Annotated in this window: 17 protein-coding genes; 6 read left to right on the top strand and 11 right to left on the bottom strand. The window is 71.2% G+C overall.

Going from position 1 to position 16,813, the window contains the following annotated elements; translation table 11 throughout:
* Window position 1: 1 nt before the first annotated feature.
* From ACFWPS_RS00405 to ACFWPS_RS00390, 4 genes are all read right to left on the bottom strand, one after another.
* Window positions 2–337: a hypothetical protein gene (locus ACFWPS_RS00405; RefSeq protein WP_383699228.1), complete on the bottom strand. Its 336-nt coding sequence runs from the start codon at window positions 335–337 to the stop codon at window positions 2–4.
* A gap of 480 nt (window positions 338–817) precedes the next feature.
* Window positions 818–1,048, bottom strand: coding sequence for a hypothetical protein (locus ACFWPS_RS00400; RefSeq protein WP_383699226.1), 231 nt, complete (start codon window positions 1,046–1,048; stop codon window positions 818–820).
* Window positions 1,049–1,094: 46 nt separating this feature from the next.
* Entirely contained in the window at window positions 1,095–1,934 is an 840-nt protein-coding gene (locus tag ACFWPS_RS00395) for an SDR family NAD(P)-dependent oxidoreductase (protein WP_383699224.1), read from the bottom strand.
* Between the two features lie 125 nt (window positions 1,935–2,059).
* On the bottom strand, window positions 2,060–2,935 hold the full coding sequence (locus ACFWPS_RS00390) for a helix-turn-helix transcriptional regulator (RefSeq protein ID WP_383699222.1): 876 nt from the start codon (window positions 2,933–2,935) through the stop codon (window positions 2,060–2,062).
* A gap of 226 nt (window positions 2,936–3,161) precedes the next feature.
* On the opposite strand from ACFWPS_RS00390, the gene ACFWPS_RS00385 reads away from it, so the two are divergent.
* Window positions 3,162–4,019 (top strand): helix-turn-helix transcriptional regulator, encoded by an 858-nt coding sequence (locus ACFWPS_RS00385; protein ID WP_383699220.1) that lies wholly within the window; start codon window positions 3,162–3,164, stop codon window positions 4,017–4,019.
* Window positions 4,020–4,219: 200 nt separating this feature from the next.
* On the opposite strand, the gene ACFWPS_RS00380 is transcribed toward ACFWPS_RS00385, so the two are convergent.
* From ACFWPS_RS00380 to ACFWPS_RS00360, 5 genes are all read right to left on the bottom strand, one after another.
* Window positions 4,220–4,888 carry a response regulator gene (locus ACFWPS_RS00380; RefSeq protein ID WP_383699218.1) on the bottom strand — a complete coding sequence of 223 codons (669 nt, stop codon included), beginning with the start codon at window positions 4,886–4,888 and terminating at the stop codon, window positions 4,220–4,222.
* Window positions 4,885–6,186: a sensor histidine kinase gene (locus ACFWPS_RS00375; RefSeq protein ID WP_383699216.1), complete on the bottom strand. Its 1,302-nt coding sequence runs from the start codon at window positions 6,184–6,186 to the stop codon at window positions 4,885–4,887. The genes ACFWPS_RS00380 and ACFWPS_RS00375 overlap by 4 nt, the downstream gene beginning before the upstream one ends.
* 19 nt (window positions 6,187–6,205) lie before the next feature.
* Entirely contained in the window at window positions 6,206–7,051 is an 846-nt protein-coding gene (locus tag ACFWPS_RS00370; RefSeq protein ID WP_383699214.1) for an ABC transporter permease, read from the bottom strand.
* Entirely contained in the window at window positions 7,048–7,986 is a 939-nt protein-coding gene (locus tag ACFWPS_RS00365; protein ID WP_383699212.1) for an ABC transporter ATP-binding protein, read from the bottom strand. Before ACFWPS_RS00365 ends, ACFWPS_RS00370 begins: the two co-directional genes overlap by 4 nt.
* Window positions 7,987–8,366: 380 nt before the next feature.
* A complete protein-coding gene (locus tag ACFWPS_RS00360) occupies window positions 8,367–9,890 on the bottom strand; it encodes a hypothetical protein (protein ID WP_383699210.1) in 1,524 nt (507 codons plus the stop codon).
* Between the two features lie 399 nt (window positions 9,891–10,289).
* Here ACFWPS_RS00360 and ACFWPS_RS00355 point away from each other — a divergent pair, with 399 nt between their 5' ends.
* Genes ACFWPS_RS00355 through ACFWPS_RS00345 form a run of 3 tightly spaced genes read left to right on the top strand, consistent with a single transcriptional unit; the run spans window position 10,290 to window position 12,254 of the window.
* A complete protein-coding gene (locus ACFWPS_RS00355; RefSeq protein ID WP_383699208.1) occupies window positions 10,290–10,985 on the top strand; it encodes a phosphatase PAP2 family protein in 696 nt (231 codons plus the stop codon).
* Window positions 10,986–11,040: 55 nt separating this feature from the next.
* Window positions 11,041–11,631, top strand: coding sequence for an RNA polymerase sigma factor (locus tag ACFWPS_RS00350; RefSeq protein ID WP_383699207.1), 591 nt, complete (start codon window positions 11,041–11,043; stop codon window positions 11,629–11,631).
* Complete coding sequence (locus ACFWPS_RS00345) at window positions 11,628–12,254, top strand: hypothetical protein (RefSeq protein WP_383699205.1); 627 nt, start codon at window positions 11,628–11,630, stop codon at window positions 12,252–12,254. The genes ACFWPS_RS00350 and ACFWPS_RS00345 overlap by 4 nt, the downstream gene beginning before the upstream one ends.
* 145 nt (window positions 12,255–12,399) lie before the next feature.
* Here the strand turns inward: ACFWPS_RS00345 and ACFWPS_RS00340 are convergent, their stop codons facing one another.
* Complete coding sequence (locus ACFWPS_RS00340; RefSeq protein WP_383699203.1) at window positions 12,400–13,890, bottom strand: subtype B tannase; 1,491 nt, start codon at window positions 13,888–13,890, stop codon at window positions 12,400–12,402.
* A 343-nt stretch (window positions 13,891–14,233) separates the two neighbouring features.
* Here ACFWPS_RS00340 and ACFWPS_RS00335 point away from each other — a divergent pair, with 343 nt between their 5' ends.
* Entirely contained in the window at window positions 14,234–14,794 is a 561-nt protein-coding gene (locus ACFWPS_RS00335) for a hypothetical protein (RefSeq protein ID WP_383699201.1), read from the top strand.
* On the opposite strand, the gene ACFWPS_RS00330 is transcribed toward ACFWPS_RS00335, so the two are convergent.
* Window positions 14,757–15,986, bottom strand: coding sequence for an acyltransferase family protein (locus ACFWPS_RS00330; RefSeq protein ID WP_383699199.1), 1,230 nt, complete (start codon window positions 15,984–15,986; stop codon window positions 14,757–14,759). The two genes, ACFWPS_RS00335 and ACFWPS_RS00330, sit on opposite strands and share 38 nt — an antisense overlap.
* A 231-nt stretch (window positions 15,987–16,217) precedes the next feature.
* On the opposite strand from ACFWPS_RS00330, the gene ACFWPS_RS00325 reads away from it, so the two are divergent.
* On the top strand, window positions 16,218–16,805 hold the full coding sequence (locus tag ACFWPS_RS00325; protein WP_383699197.1) for a hypothetical protein: 588 nt from the start codon (window positions 16,218–16,220) through the stop codon (window positions 16,803–16,805).
* The last annotated feature ends 8 nt before the right edge of the window (window positions 16,806–16,813 follow it).

Raw genomic sequence — 16,813 nt, 5'->3', positions numbered from 1 at the left:
ATCACTCGGGGTGCGCCACCGCCTCCTTCTGCAGTTGCACCGCCGCGAGCAGGGTCAGCTTCGGCTCCGCCTGTCGCAGTGCCTTCACCGCGGCGACCGAGCCGACGTCACCGGTGAAGCCGACGTCGGCCAGCCGGAAGCGGACCCAACGGGCGCGCAGCTGGGTCTCGGTGGCGGAGGCGGTGGACTCGACGAGTGCGGTCGCGCGTTCCAGGCCCGGGCGTTCCTCCGGCGAGGCTTCCGCCAGTGCCTGCCGCAGGGCCGCCGCGAACACGTCCGCGTCCCGGATGGCCAGCACGAAGGTGTTCTTCTTGCTGAGTCCCGTGATTCCTGTCATGAGGATCAGCCTGACAGCCATGTTCCGTGCGCGCCAAGCGACTTGAGGAGCCTCAGAGGTGCCATCGGGACCTGTGGTTCGCCGGGGCGGCCGTAGCGGTGGAAGAACGGGCCGATCTGGCCGGCCAGGGCGCGTGTGAGACGGGAACCGTCCTCCAGCAGCCGCGCTCTCGGATCGAGGTCGCCGGCATACGAGGGGTCGAAGCGACGCGCTGCTCGCCGATCAGCTCGTCCGCGGACGCAAAGAGGTCGGTCGCGTCGACGGTCACCCGGCCGAGGCATCGCCTCCGTCCGGCCCCAGGGTGCTGACCCCGTGGCCGGCCTTCGCCCACAGCCGGGCCAGGCCGCCGGCCCGCCCTCGTACGATCACAGTGATGTTCATGTCGGGTCCGCTCGGTTCCTCTCGGTTCCTCTCGCCGGATGGCAGCGTGGCGGGGGAGAACAGCACGGGCTGTACTCCCCCGCCACGCCGTGACGAACGTCAGACGGCCTGGGCGGTGGGCAGGATGGTGATCTCGGTGAGGTTGACGTGACGCGGGACGGCGGCCATGAAGGCGACGGTCTCGGCGATGTCGGCGCTCTGCAGGACGTCGATGTCGTGGATGAGTTCGGCCAGCCGCTCGGCGGTGACGGCCCCCATGCCGCTGGAGGCGCCGGAGACGACGGCGACACGGCCGGCGAGGGGGGTACCGGTGAGCAGGGCAGCAGACATCACAAATGCTCAGTCTCTTTGGTCACGGGGTTCGGAAGGCGGAGCGTCAGGCGGCGTCGTCGTGCGCGGTGGCGGCGGACTTCTCGCGCCACGGGGCGAGGTCGTCCTGCACCTGCTGGTACTTGACGTCGAGCCGCTCCAGCGTGTCGCGCCCGAGGTAGAGATGCGTGGGCAGCTTCTCGGCGGCGGCCGCCTCGACGATGAGGGCGGCGCCCTTGACGGGGTCGCCGAGCTGGGCGTGGTTGGCCCGGTCGATCCAGTCCAGCGTCACGTGCGCGGGGGTGTCGTCGTAGTCGCCGATGCGGTTCTCGGCGACCGACAGGGAGCTGGCGTCCAGGAAGTCGGTGCGGAAGACGCCGGGCTCGACGACCATCGACTGGATTCCGAACGGCGCCATTTCGGCGGAGAGCGCCTCGCTGATGCCGGCGACCGCGAACTTCGACGCGGAGTACAGGCTGACGCCCGGCTCGCCCTCGAAACCGGAACGCGAGCCGATGTGCACCAGCCGGCCCGAGCCCTGCTTGCGCATCACGGGCAGCACGGCCCGGGTGACGTTGATCAGTCCGAAGACGTTGAGGTCGAACAGTGACCGGGCCTCCGCGTCGGTGATCTCCTCCAGCGCACCCAGCAGGCCGCGGCCGGCGTTGTTCACGAGGACGTCGATACCGCCGAACCGCGCCACGGCCGCCTCGACCGCGTGCGGAATACTGTCGTTGTCCGTGACGTCCAGGGCGACCGCGAAGACCTTGTCGGAACTCTTCAGATCGTCGGGTACGCGTTCCGGATCTCGTACGGCGACCACGACATTGTTGCCGCCTGCCAGAGCGGCACGGGCGATTTCCGCGCCGATTCCGCGGGAGGCACCGGTGACAAACCACGTAGCCATGGGAAAACCTCTTTCGTTCCTTTCCCCTTGAGGGGGATTTCCTGTTGACGTATTCGAGTCTGTCCCTCCTGCAGGGCGATATGAAGGCAGCGGTTTTCCTGGGAGTCCTGCACCCAGGACGGGACTCAGGTGCCGCGCGCGGGGTGCTGCTGGTGCGGCACCCCGGGCGCGCTGACGGAGCCGAGCAGGGCCAGCCCGTCGGCGGAGGGGGAGCCGGGCTCGGCCTGCAGGACGACGAGCTGCTGTCCCGGGACGCTGCGGATGTCGAGGGCCTCGTGGCGCAGCTCCAGGTCGCCCACGACGGAGTGGTGCACCTGCTTGGTCTCGTAGGGCGGGACCCGGGTGTACTCGCGAGCCCACAGGGCGCGGAACTCGCCACTGCGTACCGACAGCTCACCGACCAGCTCCAGGATGCGGGGGTCCTCCGGGGTGCTCGCCGCGGTCTGCTGAAGGTCGGCGACCGCCCGGTGCCTGGCCCGCTCCGGGCTGCGGTAGAAGGACTTCGCGGCGGGGTCCAGGAAGAGCATGCGCAGGACGTTGTCGTGCTGCGCGAAGTCACGGTAGAGGGCGTCGGCCAGCGCGTTGGTGGCCAGCAGGTCCTGGGCGTGGCCGATGATGAAGGCCGGTGTCCTGGTCCAGCTCTCGATCAGCTGCCGCAGATGCGGCCGGACACGCTCGACCCGGACGGGCGCCCTGGTGCGACGGGCTGACGGCAGCGCCAGCCGGAAGAGTTCGCGCTTCTCCTCGTCCCCGAGTCGCAGCACGCGGGCCATGGCCTCGAGGACCCGGGGCGAAGGGCTGACTTCACGGCCCTGCTCCAGCCGGCTGTAGTAGCTCGGGCTGACCCCCGCGAGCGTCGCGACCTCGTCGCGGCGCAGCCCGGGCACCCTTCGCCGGCCGGCGGCGGGCAGTCCTGCCGCCTCGGGGCTGAGGCGTGCTCTGCGGGCGCGGAGAAAATGACCCAGCCCTTCCACCGGGTCGAGGTGCGTGTCGTTGTCCATGTCATCGAGGCTAGGCGGAAAACACCCGGAGAAGTTCCGCCGACAGTGGGTGCATTACACCCAGGATTACGGGCCCCATGGGGCAGAGCCGTGGAACACCACGGCCTGACGTCTCGGCCGCGCTCCCCCTCCCGCACGGAATCACCCTCCGCCACGAACGCACGACCTGATGTGATATTGCACGCCCGGCACTTCTCACAGGCCCGAATCCATCTAGTCTTGCCGCATGAGCAATGGGACGCCTTTGGGTGATTTTCTCCGAGCCCGCAGAGAAGCCCTGAAGCCGCACGACGTCGGTCTGCCCGAACACGGGCGGCGCCGGGTGCCGGGACTGCGCAGAGAGGAAGTCGCGCTGCTCGCCGGAGTCAGCTCCGACTACTACATCAGGCTGGAGCAGGGGCGCGAGAACAGCCCGTCCCCCCAGGTCCTCGGTGCCGTCGCGCAGGCGCTGAAACTGGACGCGGAGTCCACCGACCACCTCAACCGCCTCTGCCTGGCCGCCTCGCAGCGCCCGCGCGACCGGGGCGAGACGGAGGTCAGCCCGCAGCTGTTGCAGCTGATGGACGGATGGGAGCACACTCCGGCCTTCGTCGTCGGCCCGGCCCTCGACATCATGGCGGGCAACTCCCTGGCCACGGCCCTGCACAGCGGTTTCGAGAAGTTCGACAACCTCGCCCGGATGGTCTTCGTCGACCCGGCGGGGCGCGACTTCTACCAGGAATGGGAGCGGGCCGCGCACTCCTGCGTCGCCGAGATCAGGGCCGCCTACGGCCACGACCCCGAATCCGCCCGCATCACCGAGGTCATGACGGAACTGTCCGCCCGGAGCGAGGAGTTCGCCGCGCTCTGGCAACTGCACGACGTCAAGGGCAAGTCCCAGGAGGGCAAACACCTCAAACACCCTCAGGTCGGGGACCTGCACATCAGGTTCGCGGCTTTCACCGTCAACGGGTCCCCGCACCAGCAGCTTGTGGTCTACCAGGCCGAGCCGGGCAGCCCGACGGCGGCCGCCTTCGAGGCACTGAGGGCCATGGCCACCCGGCCGAAGCAGGCCCGGGCAGGAGCGGTGAACGCGGGCATGTGAACTCCGCCGTCGAACCCGGACACGGGAGATGTACGGCAGCAGCTGCCGGACCGCGCCCGAATCCGGGTCAGCGCTCGGTCCGGCGCTGAACGCCTGGTGATCATCATCCGCCGCACGTCGTCGGGTCAGTCGGCGTCGGGTCAGTCCGCGTCGGGTCAGTCCGCGTCGGGTCAGTCCGCGTTGGGTCAGTCCGCGTTGGGTCAGTCCGCGTTGGGGCGGGCGAGGCCCTGGTCGTAGGCGAAGATCACGGCCTGGACGCGGTCCCGGGCGCCGATCTTGGCCAGGACGCGGCCGACGTGGGTCTTGACCGTGGACTCGGTCACGACGAACCGGGTGGCGATCTCGCCGTTGCTCCAGCCCTTGCCGATGGCGACGAGGATCTCGCGCTCGCGGTCGGTGAGGGAGCCGAGTCTCGGGTCCTCGGCACGTTCTCCGGGGTGGGCGGGGACGTAGCGGGTGAACTCGTCGAGGATGCGGCGGGTGAGGGCCGGCGCGATCACGGCATCCCCGGCGGCGACGGCCCGGATGCCGGCGAGGAGTTCCTCGGCGTGCGCGTCCTTGAGGAGGAAGCCGCTGGCTCCGGCGCGCAGGGCGGCGTGGACGTACTCGTCGAGGTCGAAGGTGGTGAGCACGAGGACCCGGGAGCGCTCGCCCGCTGCGACGATGCGGCGGGTGGCCTCGATCCCGTCCATGCCGGGCATGCGGACGTCCATCAGGACGACGTCCGGGCGCAGTTCGGCGGCCTTGCGGACGGCGTCGGCGCCGTGCGCGGCCTCGCCCACGACCTCGGTCTCCGGGACGGACTCCAGCAGCATGCGGAAGCCGTAGCGCTGCAGCGGCTGGTCGTCCACGATGAGCACGGTGGTCATCGGGCACCGCCCCGGGGCTCGAGGTCGAGGACGGCCTCGACGCGCCATCCGCCGCCGCGCGCCGGACCCGCGCTGACGGTGCCCCCGTACAGGGCCGCTCGTTCCCTCATGCCCACCAGTCCGTGTCCTTCCTCGTTCGGCGGTCCGGCCGGTGCGGTCCGGCCCGTGTCCTGGACCCGGATGGTCAGTCTGCCGTCCTCGGCGAGGATCGCCAGGTGGACCCGGGTGTCGGCGTCCGTGTCGGCGTGCTTCAGGGTGTTGGTGAGGGCTTCCTGGACGATGCGGTACACGGTCAGCTGCACCCCGCCGTCCAGGGCGTCCACGTCACCGGAGGTGCGGTAGACGACCTCCAGTCCGGCGGCCCGCACCTTCGCGCAGAGCGCGTCGAGGTCCGCGATGCCGGGCTGCGGGCTGAGCTCGGGCCCGCCCGTGGGGCCGTCCGCCGCCTCGCGCAGCACGCCGAGCACCCGCCGCAGCTCGCCCAGGGCCTGCCGGCCGGTGTCGCCGATGAGCTGGAGGGCCTCCTTGCCCCGTTCGGGGGCGGTGTCGGTGGCGTAGGCGCCGGCGTCGGCGAGCGTGATGATCACGGAGAGGTTGTGGCCGACGATGTCGTGCATCTCGCGCGCGACGCGGGTGCGTTCGGTGGCCGTGGCGAGCCGGCTGCGCTGGTCGCGCTCGATCTCCAGCTGGGCGGCGCGCTCCCGCAGTCCGGCGAGCTGGGCCCGGCGGATCCGGACCATCAGGCCGAGCGCGAGGGCCGCCGTCGCCGTGCTGAGCAGGAAGAACAGCGCGTCCCAGACGGACACGACCGGGGCGACGCGCACCGCCACCAGCGCCATGGCGCCCGCCATGACCCCGCACGCCCACGGCAGCCGGCGCAGCCGCCCGTGCAGGGTCAGGCTGTACAGGGCGACGAAGAGCGCGACGTCCGCGCGCAGCGCCGCGCCGAGGGCCCACTGGACGACGAACACCGCGGCGATGACGCCGAAGGCCGCTTCGGGCCTGCGCCGCCGCCACAGCAGGGGCAGCACCAGACCGAGCTGTACCGCCAGCATGCCCGCGACGGGAAGCTGGGTGAAGGCGAGCCGGAAGTGGCGGGCGCGGTCGCCGTCGCCGTCCCCGTCACCGTGGTGGAAGAGGTCGGGCAGGCAGAACATCAGGAAGACCAGGACCACGACCCCGGTGTCCAGCACCCAGGGGTGTGCCCGGTCGGCCTGCCGCAACCGCTGGCCGCCCCGGGAGAGCCGGGCGACCAGCGGTCCCGTTCCGCTGATGTCATCGATGGTCACGGACGTCACGCTGCCATGGTGCGGGTTGTCAGACGTCGCTGCGCACGAGCCGGTAGGCGGCGCCGGCCAGCGCCAGTGCCGTCCAGCAGAGGAAGACCAGCAGTCCGGCGCCCGGCGACAGGGTCGTGGAGTCGTGGGTGAGGGCGAACATCGACTCGCCCGCGTTGGACGGCAGGTAGGGGCTGATGTTGTCCTGCCAGGAGCTCGGCAGCAGGGAGATCAGGCCCGGGACCAGCATCAGGGAGGCCACAAGCACCGAGATCCCGCCGGCCACCGAGCGCAGCAGCGCGCCCAGGGCGACGCCGATCACCCCGACCAGGCCGAGGTAGAGCCCGGCGCCCAGCAGGCTGCGCAGGACGCCCGCGTGGGAGAGGCCCATGGCCGCGGGGGTGCCCGAGACGATCCCGCTGCCGATCAGGAAGGCGACGAACGCGCCCAGTGTTCCCACCGCCAGCGCGACCAGCCCGAACACGGCCGCCTTGGACCACAGCATCGGCAGCCTGCGGGGCACCGCGGCGAGGGTCGAGCGGATCATGCCGGTCGAGTACTCCCCCGCCGTGACCAGCACGCCGAGCACGCCCAGGGCGAGCTGGGCGAAGTTCGTACCGAAGAGGGAGAGGCTGACGGCCGTGGCGGTGGCGAAGTCGCGGTCCTGGTGGCCGGAGTTGAGCCCCGACTTGTAGTGGCTCGCGGCGATCACGCCGAAGGCCACCAGGAAGAGCAGGCCGAGGCCCAGGGTGATCCAGGTCGAGCGCAGGGACCACAGCTTGGCCCACTCGGAGGAGAGCACGCGCCGGCCGGTCACCCGGTAGGCGGGGCGGTCCTGGGTGGTGGTCCGGGGTTCTTCCTCGGCGGTTGCGGTGAGGGTGCTCATGCCGGCCTCCCGAGGGTCTCGACGGCGGTCGTGGAGCCGTGGTACTCCACGGCATCCCTGGTCAGGTCCATGAACGCCTCCTCCAGCGACACGCTCCGCGAACTCAGCTCGAACAGCGCGATGCCGTGCTCGGCCGCCTTCAGCCCGATCTCGCGGGCGGTCACCCCGGTCACCTGCAGCTCCTCGGAGCCGATCCGGCCGGTGACGTCGACGCCCGGCCCGGCCAGCACGTCCCGCAGCCGCGCCGGGTCCTGCGTCGCCACCGTCACGGTGTCGCCGCCGGCCTCGCGGATCAGGTCCCCGACGGTGGTGTCGGCCAGCAGCCGCCCGCGCCCCACGATGATCAGGTGGTCCGCCACCAGGGCCATCTCGCTCATCAGGTGCGAGGACACGAACACGGTCCGGCCCTCATCGGCGAGCGTCTTGAGCAGGTTGCGGATCCAGAGGACGCCCTCCGGGTCCAGGCCGTTGACCGGCTCGTCCAGCATCACCGTCTGCGGATCGCCCAACAGCGCCGCCGCGATGCCCAGCCGCTGCCCCATGCCGAGGGAGAAGGCACCGGCCCGCTTCTTCGCCACGCTGCCGAGGCCGGCCAGTTCGATCACCTCGTCCACCCGGCGGCGCGGGATGCCGTGGGTCAGCGCGAGGGCCCGCAGGTGGTTGTAGGCCGAGCGGCCCGGGTGGATCGACTTCGCCTCCAGCAGGGCACCGACCTCCTGGAGCGGTGCCTCGTGGCGGGCGTAGGGCCGGCCGTTCACGGTGACGGAGCCGCTGGTCGGCGCGTCGAGTCCGACGATCATGCGCATGGTCGTGGACTTGCCCGCGCCGTTGGGCCCGAGAAAGCCGGTCACCGTGCCGGGCTTGACGACGAAGTCCAGGCTGTCGACGGCGGTCTTCTCGCCGTATCTCTTGGTCAGCTGCCGTGCGTCGATCATGCGCGTGTCTCTCTGTCGGCCTTCGGCGTCCCTGGTCTGCGACGCCTCACGGCAACGCTAGGCGCGGGATCACCCCGTCCCGTGGTACCGGGAGGCTCACCTGCGCCGGGCGCGTGGTACCTCGGTACTACGTGTCTGAGCTGCGTCGGAGCCGCTTGTCGCGGCGGCGCCGGGCCCGGCTCACCGGACGGGGCGGCGGGTCGGCGGTGCCAGTACCGGCAGGCCGGGGAGCAGCGGCGGCCGGCCGGTCGGCATGCGGTGGCCGAAGACCGCCGACAGGGCCGCAGCCGAAGACCGCCGTCACGGCCGCCGTCACGGCCGCGGTGACGGCGAGCTCCAGGTCCGGCCGAGGTCGCGGGACGGCGTTGCGCCGGTGGTGCTCACCGTCGTCCGCCCCGGTCCGGGGCGGGTGCGACGTAGACGCGCACACCGGCCACCGTGTGCGCGGTCCAGGAGCGGGCGTAGCCGGGCGGGCGGGCGCCGGGTGCCAGGAGCGTGGCGGTGGGCATCCGGCGGGCGGTCCGCCGGATGGCCGCCGGCGTGGTGGATTCGTCGTGGCCGCCGGTCGCCGCCGAGAAGCAGCCCGCGTAGTAGCCGATCGGGGCGTAGTTGTCCCCGGTGACCAGGCAGGGCGGGCGGACGCCCAGCCGGTGCAGCCCGGCGGCGACGCGCGCCCACTCGCGGTGGGTGGCGGTGGTGCGCTGCACGGTGCGTTCCAGGACCACGAACTGCACGGCCAGATGACCGGCCAGGGCGAGGGTCAGCAGTGCCGCGGTCAGCGGTCGGCGGATCCGTCCGGGGGCCCGGACCAGGCGTACCAGGAGATCGGCGACCGGGACGGCGAGCAGTGCGTAGGCGGGCAGCAGGAAGCGCGGTGCCGCATAGCCGATCAGGAAGAGGTACGAAAAGGCGGCCGAGGCGGCGCAGGCCAGCGTCACCAGCGTGGCGGGGGCGCGCCGGGCCCGGATCGCGACCACGGCCGCGACGACGGCGAACACCGGGAGCACGTACCACCACAGGGTCACGGGGGCGGAGGGCACGGCACCGGTGCACGGGCGGCACAGCGTACGTCCGCCCAGCGCGCGCAGCTGGTCGGTGACGGCGACGTGCCAGCCGAGGCCGCCCTGGATGCGGGACGCGTCGGACAGGCGCTGCGCCAGGCCGCCGTAGGAGACGTAGGCCTCGATCACCCACTCGGCCGCACCGGCGGCGAGGCCGCCGAGCAGTGTCGCCAGCAGCGCGGGGCGCCGCCATCGCCGTACGCCCACCAGCAGGACGAGCAGGGGCAGGGTCGCCCAGACCGCGTCCGTGGGCCGCATCCAGCCCATCACGGTCGCGCTCAGGCCCACGCCCCACAGGGCCGTGCGGTCGAAGCGGTCCGCCTGGGCGCGCAGGAAGCAACCCGTGCAGGCCAGGGCGGCGACGGCGACCCAGTAGTTGGGCATGGCCTGCGGGCCGTAGAACAGCGTCACCCACAAGGTGGCGAAGAGGGCGCCCGCGGTCGCCCGCACGCGGGCCGGGAAGACGCCCCGCCAGGCGCGGAGCGCGAGGAAGAGCGCGAGGCCGGACAGGACGGCCAGGTAGATCCGCAGCAGTGCGGTGGACGACGACCAGGCGACGACCGGCGCCACCAGCAGCGGGACGCCGCGGGCCCGCGGGGCGCTGAAGAACGCGGCGGGCGCATGGGCGGCCACCTGGCTGACGTAGACCGACTCGTCCCAGCCGAGGCCCATCCCCGGTCGTACGAGGAGGAGTTGGGCCAGGGTGAAGGCGGCGGCCACGACCGCCGGCGCCCGCTCGCCCCGGAATCGCCGGGCGGGACGGCCGGCCGTCGGCGGGCCGGGCCGGCGCGGACCGGTCGACGTGGGCGGCGCATTGTCCGTGGCCTGTGGGCCGTCTCTCATCTCATCCCCCTCCCCCTACAACCTGTAGGGTCACGGCAACCCTACAGGTCGTAGGGCCAGACCACCGGCGGTGGAGCCGGGGCCTGGAAGGGCGGGGCGAGGAGCGGGGCGGGCAGCACATCGGGCCGGGACGGCCATCCGGCCAGTCTCCCAGCCGGGTGTCGCCCGCGCCCGGCTACACCGCAAGCAGTCCTGAATTCACCGGATAGACGTCCGAATCTCCTTGCGCCGGAAACGGAATGCGCGTCCTCCACCGTCGACTACAGTGATGTAGACCGTCTACAGAACTGTAGTCACGAAGGAGATACCGACGATGACCACGGCCGTGCACCCGTCGCCGCAGCCGCCGAACGCCGACCGGTGTGCGCGCCGGGCGGCGACGGCGAAGGAGGCCCGCGGATGAACCTCGCGCTCGACGGCTCCTCGCTCGACGGTCCCGCCTACACCGATGTGGTGAACCTCGCCCGGCATGCCCCCGCATGGCTGAACGACACGGTGTCGGCGTGGTCGACGTACGGACTGGCCCTCTTCGCGGTGCTCATGACCGTCGGCTGGTGGCGTGCCCGGCGGAAGGGCGCCGGCGCGTCGGTGACGGCGCTCGCCGTGCCGTTCGCCGTCCTCGCGGCGTTCGGGGTGGACACGGTGCTGAAGCTCCTCGTGCGCGAGGACCGGCCGTGCCAGAGCCTGCGCGTGACCACGCTGGAGGCCTGCCCGGCGCCCGGCGACTGGTCCTTCCCCAGCAACCACGCGGCCATCGCCACCGCGGCGGCCGTCGCCCTGCTGTTCGTCTCCCGCCGGCTCGGCATCGTGGCCGCCGTGGCCGCCGCCGCGATGGCGGCCGCACGGATCTGGGTCGGCGTGCACTATCCCCACGACGTGCTGGCGGGGATCGCGGTGGGCACCCTCACCGTCCTGCTCGTCATGCCGGCACTGCGCAGGCGCGCGGACACCCTGGCCGGGCGGCTGACCGCCACCCCCCTGCGGCCGCTGCTGGGGCCCCGCGGCACCGGCACCGCGATGGAGACGGGCACCGCCGGGCGGGTCGACGGCCGCGAGGCCGTTCCGTCGGCGGGGCGTGACATCTCGGGGTGGTAGGAATCCACGTGGCACAGCGCTGAAAGGAACCGGCCGGAGCCGGACAGGACAGGGCGTGGAATCCATAGCGGAACATCAGATGCTCCGGCAGCGGCAGGCTCGCTTCGAGCGGCTGGCACACGCGGTGGTGGATCCGCTGCATCGGTATCTGGTGCGACGGGTGACCGCCGACATGGTCGAGGACGTCCTGTCGGACACGATGCTGGTGCTGTGGCGACGACTCGACGACGTGCCCGGATTGGACATCGCGTCCGCGCCCGATCCGGACGACGTCCTGCCGTGGTGCTACGGGGTGGCACGCGGGTGCCTGGCGAATGCCCGACGTGCCGACGGACGCAGGCTGCGCCTGGTGGAGCGGCTGGCCGGGGCCCATCGGCAGCTGCCGGCGACGGCGGCCGATCACAGCGACCTGCACGAGGCACTCGACGCGCTCGGGGCCCTGGACCGCGAGGTCGTGCAGCTGTGGGCGTGGGAGGGACTGGCGCCGCGCCAGATCGCGGAGGTCACCGGGCTGACCGCCAACGCCGTCAGCATGCGCCTCCACCGGGCGAAGCGAGGACTCGCCGCACAGCTGGGGCGGAAGAACCCGGTACGGCCCGGACATGACGGTGCCGGTGCCGGTGCTGAAGGAAGGAGCAGTCGGTGAACGACGACGAGCTGCTGGCCCGCCTGAGGGCCGCGGACCCCGCACTTGCGGTACGAGCTCCCCTGCCCGACGTCGACCGTCTCGTGGCGGCTGTCTCGCACACCGGCACCACGCTCCGGCCGGAAAGAGACGCCACCGGCGTTCCGGCACTCCCCGCGAAGACCGCCACGCCGAAACGCCGTCGCCTCCTCGCACTCGCGGCGGCCGTCGGAGCACTCCTGCTCGGCGGCGGAATCACCGGAGGACTCGTGGCCAACCACGGCAACGGCCCCTCGCCCTCGGCCGGTCCGCTGCGTCTCACCGTCGCGAGCGGCTCCGCCGAAGCCAAGTGCGCCGCCCCCGTCCCCGACCGACTCCGCCGGTATCCGCTGCTGTTCGAGGGAACGGTCACTTCCGCCAGCGGCTCCTCGGTCTCGTTCCGGGTCGATCACTGGCTGCGGGGCGGCGACGGCGCCGGTACGGTACGGCTCACCAGCGATCCCGACGAGCCGGAGAGCCTCACCTTCTCGGTCGGCGAGCACTACATCGTCGCCGCCGACGCCGACGGCACCGTCCCGGTGTGCGGCGCGAACGGGGTCTCGGAGGCCACGGGCGACGAGTTCCGCCAGGCGTACGGGAATTGACCGCACGGCGCCGGCCGGCCGGGCACGGAGCACCGAGGCGAAGGGTCGGGGGGCGGTGTCGACGGAAAGGGCGGGAGGCGCGCGTGCGGCGCTTCCCGCCCGGTGGCGTCGCGAGCCGGCCGGGGCTGCCCGGCCGCGACCGGCGCTAGCTGGTGTAGCCGGTCACGTCGCCGATCCACGTGATGAAGTCGCCCGGGTCCTCGTCGGCGCCGTGGGCCGCGTCCCAGTACAGGCTGGCGTTGACGTCGTCCCCGAGGTTCTCCAGGCTCAGGGCGAGGTTGCCGACGACCGTCAGGGCGGTGTCGGTGTCCTTGGTGCCGGTGCGGATCCACCAGTACTTGGCCCGGTCGTCGTTGCCGTCGCCGATGAAGTACATCGGGTTCATCATGTTCAGCTTGCCGGGGATGTCGCTGTCCAGAGATGAACCGCCGGTGCCGCTGGTGTCGTTGGCCAGGCTGTAGTCGGTGAAGTGCCGGGCCTCGGTGGTGTCGAGGCCGAACTCGTTGTTCTCGCCCGCCGACAGGTCGAAGGCGTCGAAGGCCGGGGCGTCCTTGCCGCGGTGTCCGACGTGGTCGAGGTAGTCGGACCAGGAGAACGTGGCCGACGAACCGTCCCAGGTGATGAAGGTGTTGGAGGACAGGTAGGTGGTCCGGTCGTCGTCCGACAGGTCCGCCAGGTAGCTGGTGGCGGACGGCTCCAGGTAGGTCGCCAGGAGGTAGTCGTCGAGGTTGTCGGCCGTGATCGTGCCGTAGTCGTCCGCCGTCAGGCCGAGCCCGGACTGGTACGTCTCGAACAGGGCTGTCAGGTCCGCGGAGACGTCCTGGTCGACCTCCTCTCCGCTGCTGAGCGTGTTGGTGCCCCAGTTCCACTCGTAGGCGCCGTCGGCGTTCTCCAGGTCGGTGATGGGGCACCAGGCGCCGGTGGCGTAGATGATGTCGTCGGCGTCGGCCGCGCCGAGCGCGCTGAGGTAGTCGTCGTACAGCGAGCTGCCGCCGGAGGCGCCCAGCAGGGCCGACAGGGCGCCGCCGGCGCTGGTACCGGCGGTGACGATCTTGTCGGTGTCGCCCGGGATGGTGCCCGCGTTGTAACGCACGTACCGGATCGCGGCCTTGAGGTCCACGATCGCCGCCGGCGCGGTGCCGTAGTAGTCACCACTGGAGTCCACCAGGGTCCGGCCGCGCGCGCCCGGCTCCACCGCGACGTACCCGGCCGCGATCGCCAGCTTCGCCCGGCTGCTGCTCACGCCCGTGTTGGTCGACACCGAGGAGGGGAGGTAGCCGCCGATCGAGTTGGAGACGAGGATCGGGGCGTCGGTGGCGTCCACGGCGGTGCCGTCGATCGACACGGGGACGCTGACGGTCAGACTCTGGTAGGTCTCGTCCACCGGGTCGGTGACATAGGTGATGGCCGACCAGAAGTGGTACGTGACCTCCTTGTCGCCGTCGTCGGTGGAGATCGTCGTCGTGATCTCGGTGTACGCGTCGGGGTCGAAGGCCAGGGAGTCGGCCGTGGTCGCCCTGGACGATGCGGTGGCCGCGGACGCGGGCGTGCCGCCGGCCAGACCCACCGCCGGTACGGCGACGGCGGCCGCGGCAATTCCCTTGATGAGGGCCCTGCGGTTCATCTTGTGCGTCATTTCGTGTCTCCTTTCGCGAGGCTCCGCCGATGGGAGCGCCAGTGCGGGTGTCCGGAGAGTTCTGAAACTGCTTCACGGGGCGCTTGTCCCGATCTCGGCAGCGAACGTAATTGATTGCCGACAATATCGTCAACAATTCCAGCGATTCCACGGTCAACCCATAGAGACCGCTTCACAACCTGAGATTCCTGAAATTCACCTGGCGACCGGGATATCGGAAGCACATTCCGGCCGGTACGGCGATGGTCAAGAGTGCGTCACATGATCTCGGCGGCTGAGCGGGCGGGAGCCTGCCGACGTACTGGGAGAGCAGGTAGACGCGACTCCGACGAAGGGCAACTCCTTGATTCCGCGACGCATCGGTCCGAGCCTCGCCGCGGGGCTCGCCTCCGCTTTCCTGCTGACGGCGTGCGGCTCCTCGAACGGCAGCGACACCGCCGGCACCGCCCCGGTGGCCCCGGTCACGTCGGCACCCGCGACCTCGGCCCCTGCGACCTCGGCGCCGGCCGCCGACAGCAGCACCGCGAACACGCAGCCGGCCACCACCGCCGCCGTGCTGACCAGGACGGCCCAGGGCCTGGGCAACATCGTCACCGACGACAAGGGACTGACCCTCTACCGCTACGACAAGGACGAGCCGAACCCTTCCAAGTGGACGTGCTCCGGCGCGTGCACCAAGACCTGGCTGCCCGTGATCGTGCCGGAGTCCGTGCAGACCTCAGGGGTGGAGAAGAGCCTCCTCGGCACGGTCCACCGGAACGGCGAGACACAGCTCACCCTGGCCGGCTGGCCGCTCTACCGGTACGTGGGCGACACCGCGGCCGGACAGACGAACGGCCAGGGGAAGGACGGGGAGTGGTACGCCGTCACCCCGGCCGGCCAGAAGTCCAGCGTGACGGGCTGACGCCCAGGACGCGCAGTTCGGCAATCGATTTCCAGGACCTGTTCCGCTTGAACGGAATTTCGAAGACCTTGGAAAACAGCCACGCCGCGATTATCGAGCCGGGCAGGCCCACGGCCAGGGTGAACCAGAACGTGGGCAGTCCCGGCGACACGAAATGCGGGGCGATTCGGCGAATCACGGCCATGACGATCGGAAGATGGATCAGGTAGAGGCTGTAGGAGAAGTTGCCGAGGCCCTGGACGGGGCGTGCCGTCAGGAACCGTACGAGGACGGCGGGTTTTCCGGTGGCCACGGCGGCGAGCAGCATCGCCATGGCCGGAGCGATGGCAAGGTCTGCCCAGAAGTAGTGGTTCACCGTCCAGACGGAACCCCTGGCGACACCGAGAGCCAGGACCGGCAGGGCGGCCAGGACGGCGAACCATCCCCACGGCAGGCGTCGCACCCGGTCCGACGCGGCGACGACACCCGCACCGACGACACCCGCGGCGAACACCGGAGCGAGATGGGGAGCGAGCCAGTTGTCGCCCTCCACCGGGGTCGCGCCGGGCGCCGTCAGACCACCGGCGACCACCGGGATCGTCACGCACGCGGCCAGGATCACGGCGCCCCAGCGCCGACGGACGAACAGGAGAAGCGGGAAGAGGAGGTAGAGCTCGGCCTCCACCCCTATCGACCAGAACGCACCGTTCGGCGTCGGGGCGGTGACCACGTCCTGGGCGACGAGGCCGTACACCAGGACCGTCGCGCCGGTGGGCGGCCCGAAGTGCGAGGCCGGCACCACGAACCACGAGACGAGCAGGCTCAGGGCCAGGGCCGCCCAGTACGGGGGCAGGATGCGCCAGGCGCGCCGGCGCAGGAACTCACCGATGCCGGCCGACCGCCAGCCGTGCCGCGCCGGGGAGATCGCCAGGGAGAACCCGGACAGCACCAGGAAGAAGACGACGGCGAGGCGCCCGAACATCAGCCCGCCCAGCCATGCCGGCGCCGAACTGCTGGGATAGCCGGGGAAGGTGTACAACCAGCAGTGGAACAGGACCACATACAGTGCCGCCAGGCCGCGGAGACCGTCCAGGCCCCGCACCTGCCGACGGGCCCGTCCCCCGTCGCCGTCGCCGTTCCCGCTTCCCCGCTCCCCCTGCCGCACGGGGGCGGCCGGGTCGAGAGTGCTTCCGGCCGGGCGACTCGCATCCACTGAAATCGTTCAACCCTTCCTCCGGGCACCGGCCGCCGCGCATCGCCGATGCCTTCGGGCAGCACGGCGCCGCCCACAGCGACAGGTACGTGACCCCCGGCCGGGCCGTTCAGCAGGCGAGCCCGCATGATGACGAGTCGCAGGGCTTGATGCGCTCTTGAACCAAAAGTCGTTGATTGCTTAAGTAAGTGATCCTTACGATCCTCCGACCGGGGAGCGGGGGGACAGTTCATGGCAAGACCTGTGGGTTTCACTCGTGGCAGCCGCTTGCTGCCGGTGGCTGTCGCCGCCGTCGTGCTCGGCTGCTGCCCGAGTTCGACGGCCGCGACGGCATCGATGAGTACGCCGCCCGCGACCGGGGACGCCCTCACGGCGGCGGGTCCTCCCGCGGTCGGGATTCTGGGGTATCCCCATGCCAAGATCGGAACGGTCTGGAGATTCGCCTTCCCGCTGTTCGTCAACAACTCGGGGACGACGGTCCGGATCACTTCGGTGCGCCTGGACCACGTTCCGTCCGGGGCGCAGGTCGAGGGATACCCGGTCTACTCCATGAAGGACACGAACGGATACATCCTGGACAGCCTGGAGGGGGACACGAACGCCGCGGGAACCCGGGACATGACGACGATGCCGGACTACGCCGGCAGACCCATCGTGATACGCGGCCACCATGACAGCGGCGACTACTACGCCATGGTCAGGGTCAGGATCGTCGGCCACATCCGGGAGCACCTCAGCGGCTGCCGCGTGAACTACACGCAGGGCGGCAACAGGTACACCCAGGAGGTGCGCTGCGAGTACGCGCTCGACATGAAGTGAGCGGGTGA

Source organism: Streptomyces sp. NPDC058457 (genome assembly GCF_042720695.1).
In the GTDB taxonomy this organism is placed as follows: domain Bacteria; phylum Actinomycetota; class Actinomycetes; order Streptomycetales; family Streptomycetaceae; genus Streptomyces.
This window is presented reverse-complemented; position numbering and strand designations above follow the sequence as displayed.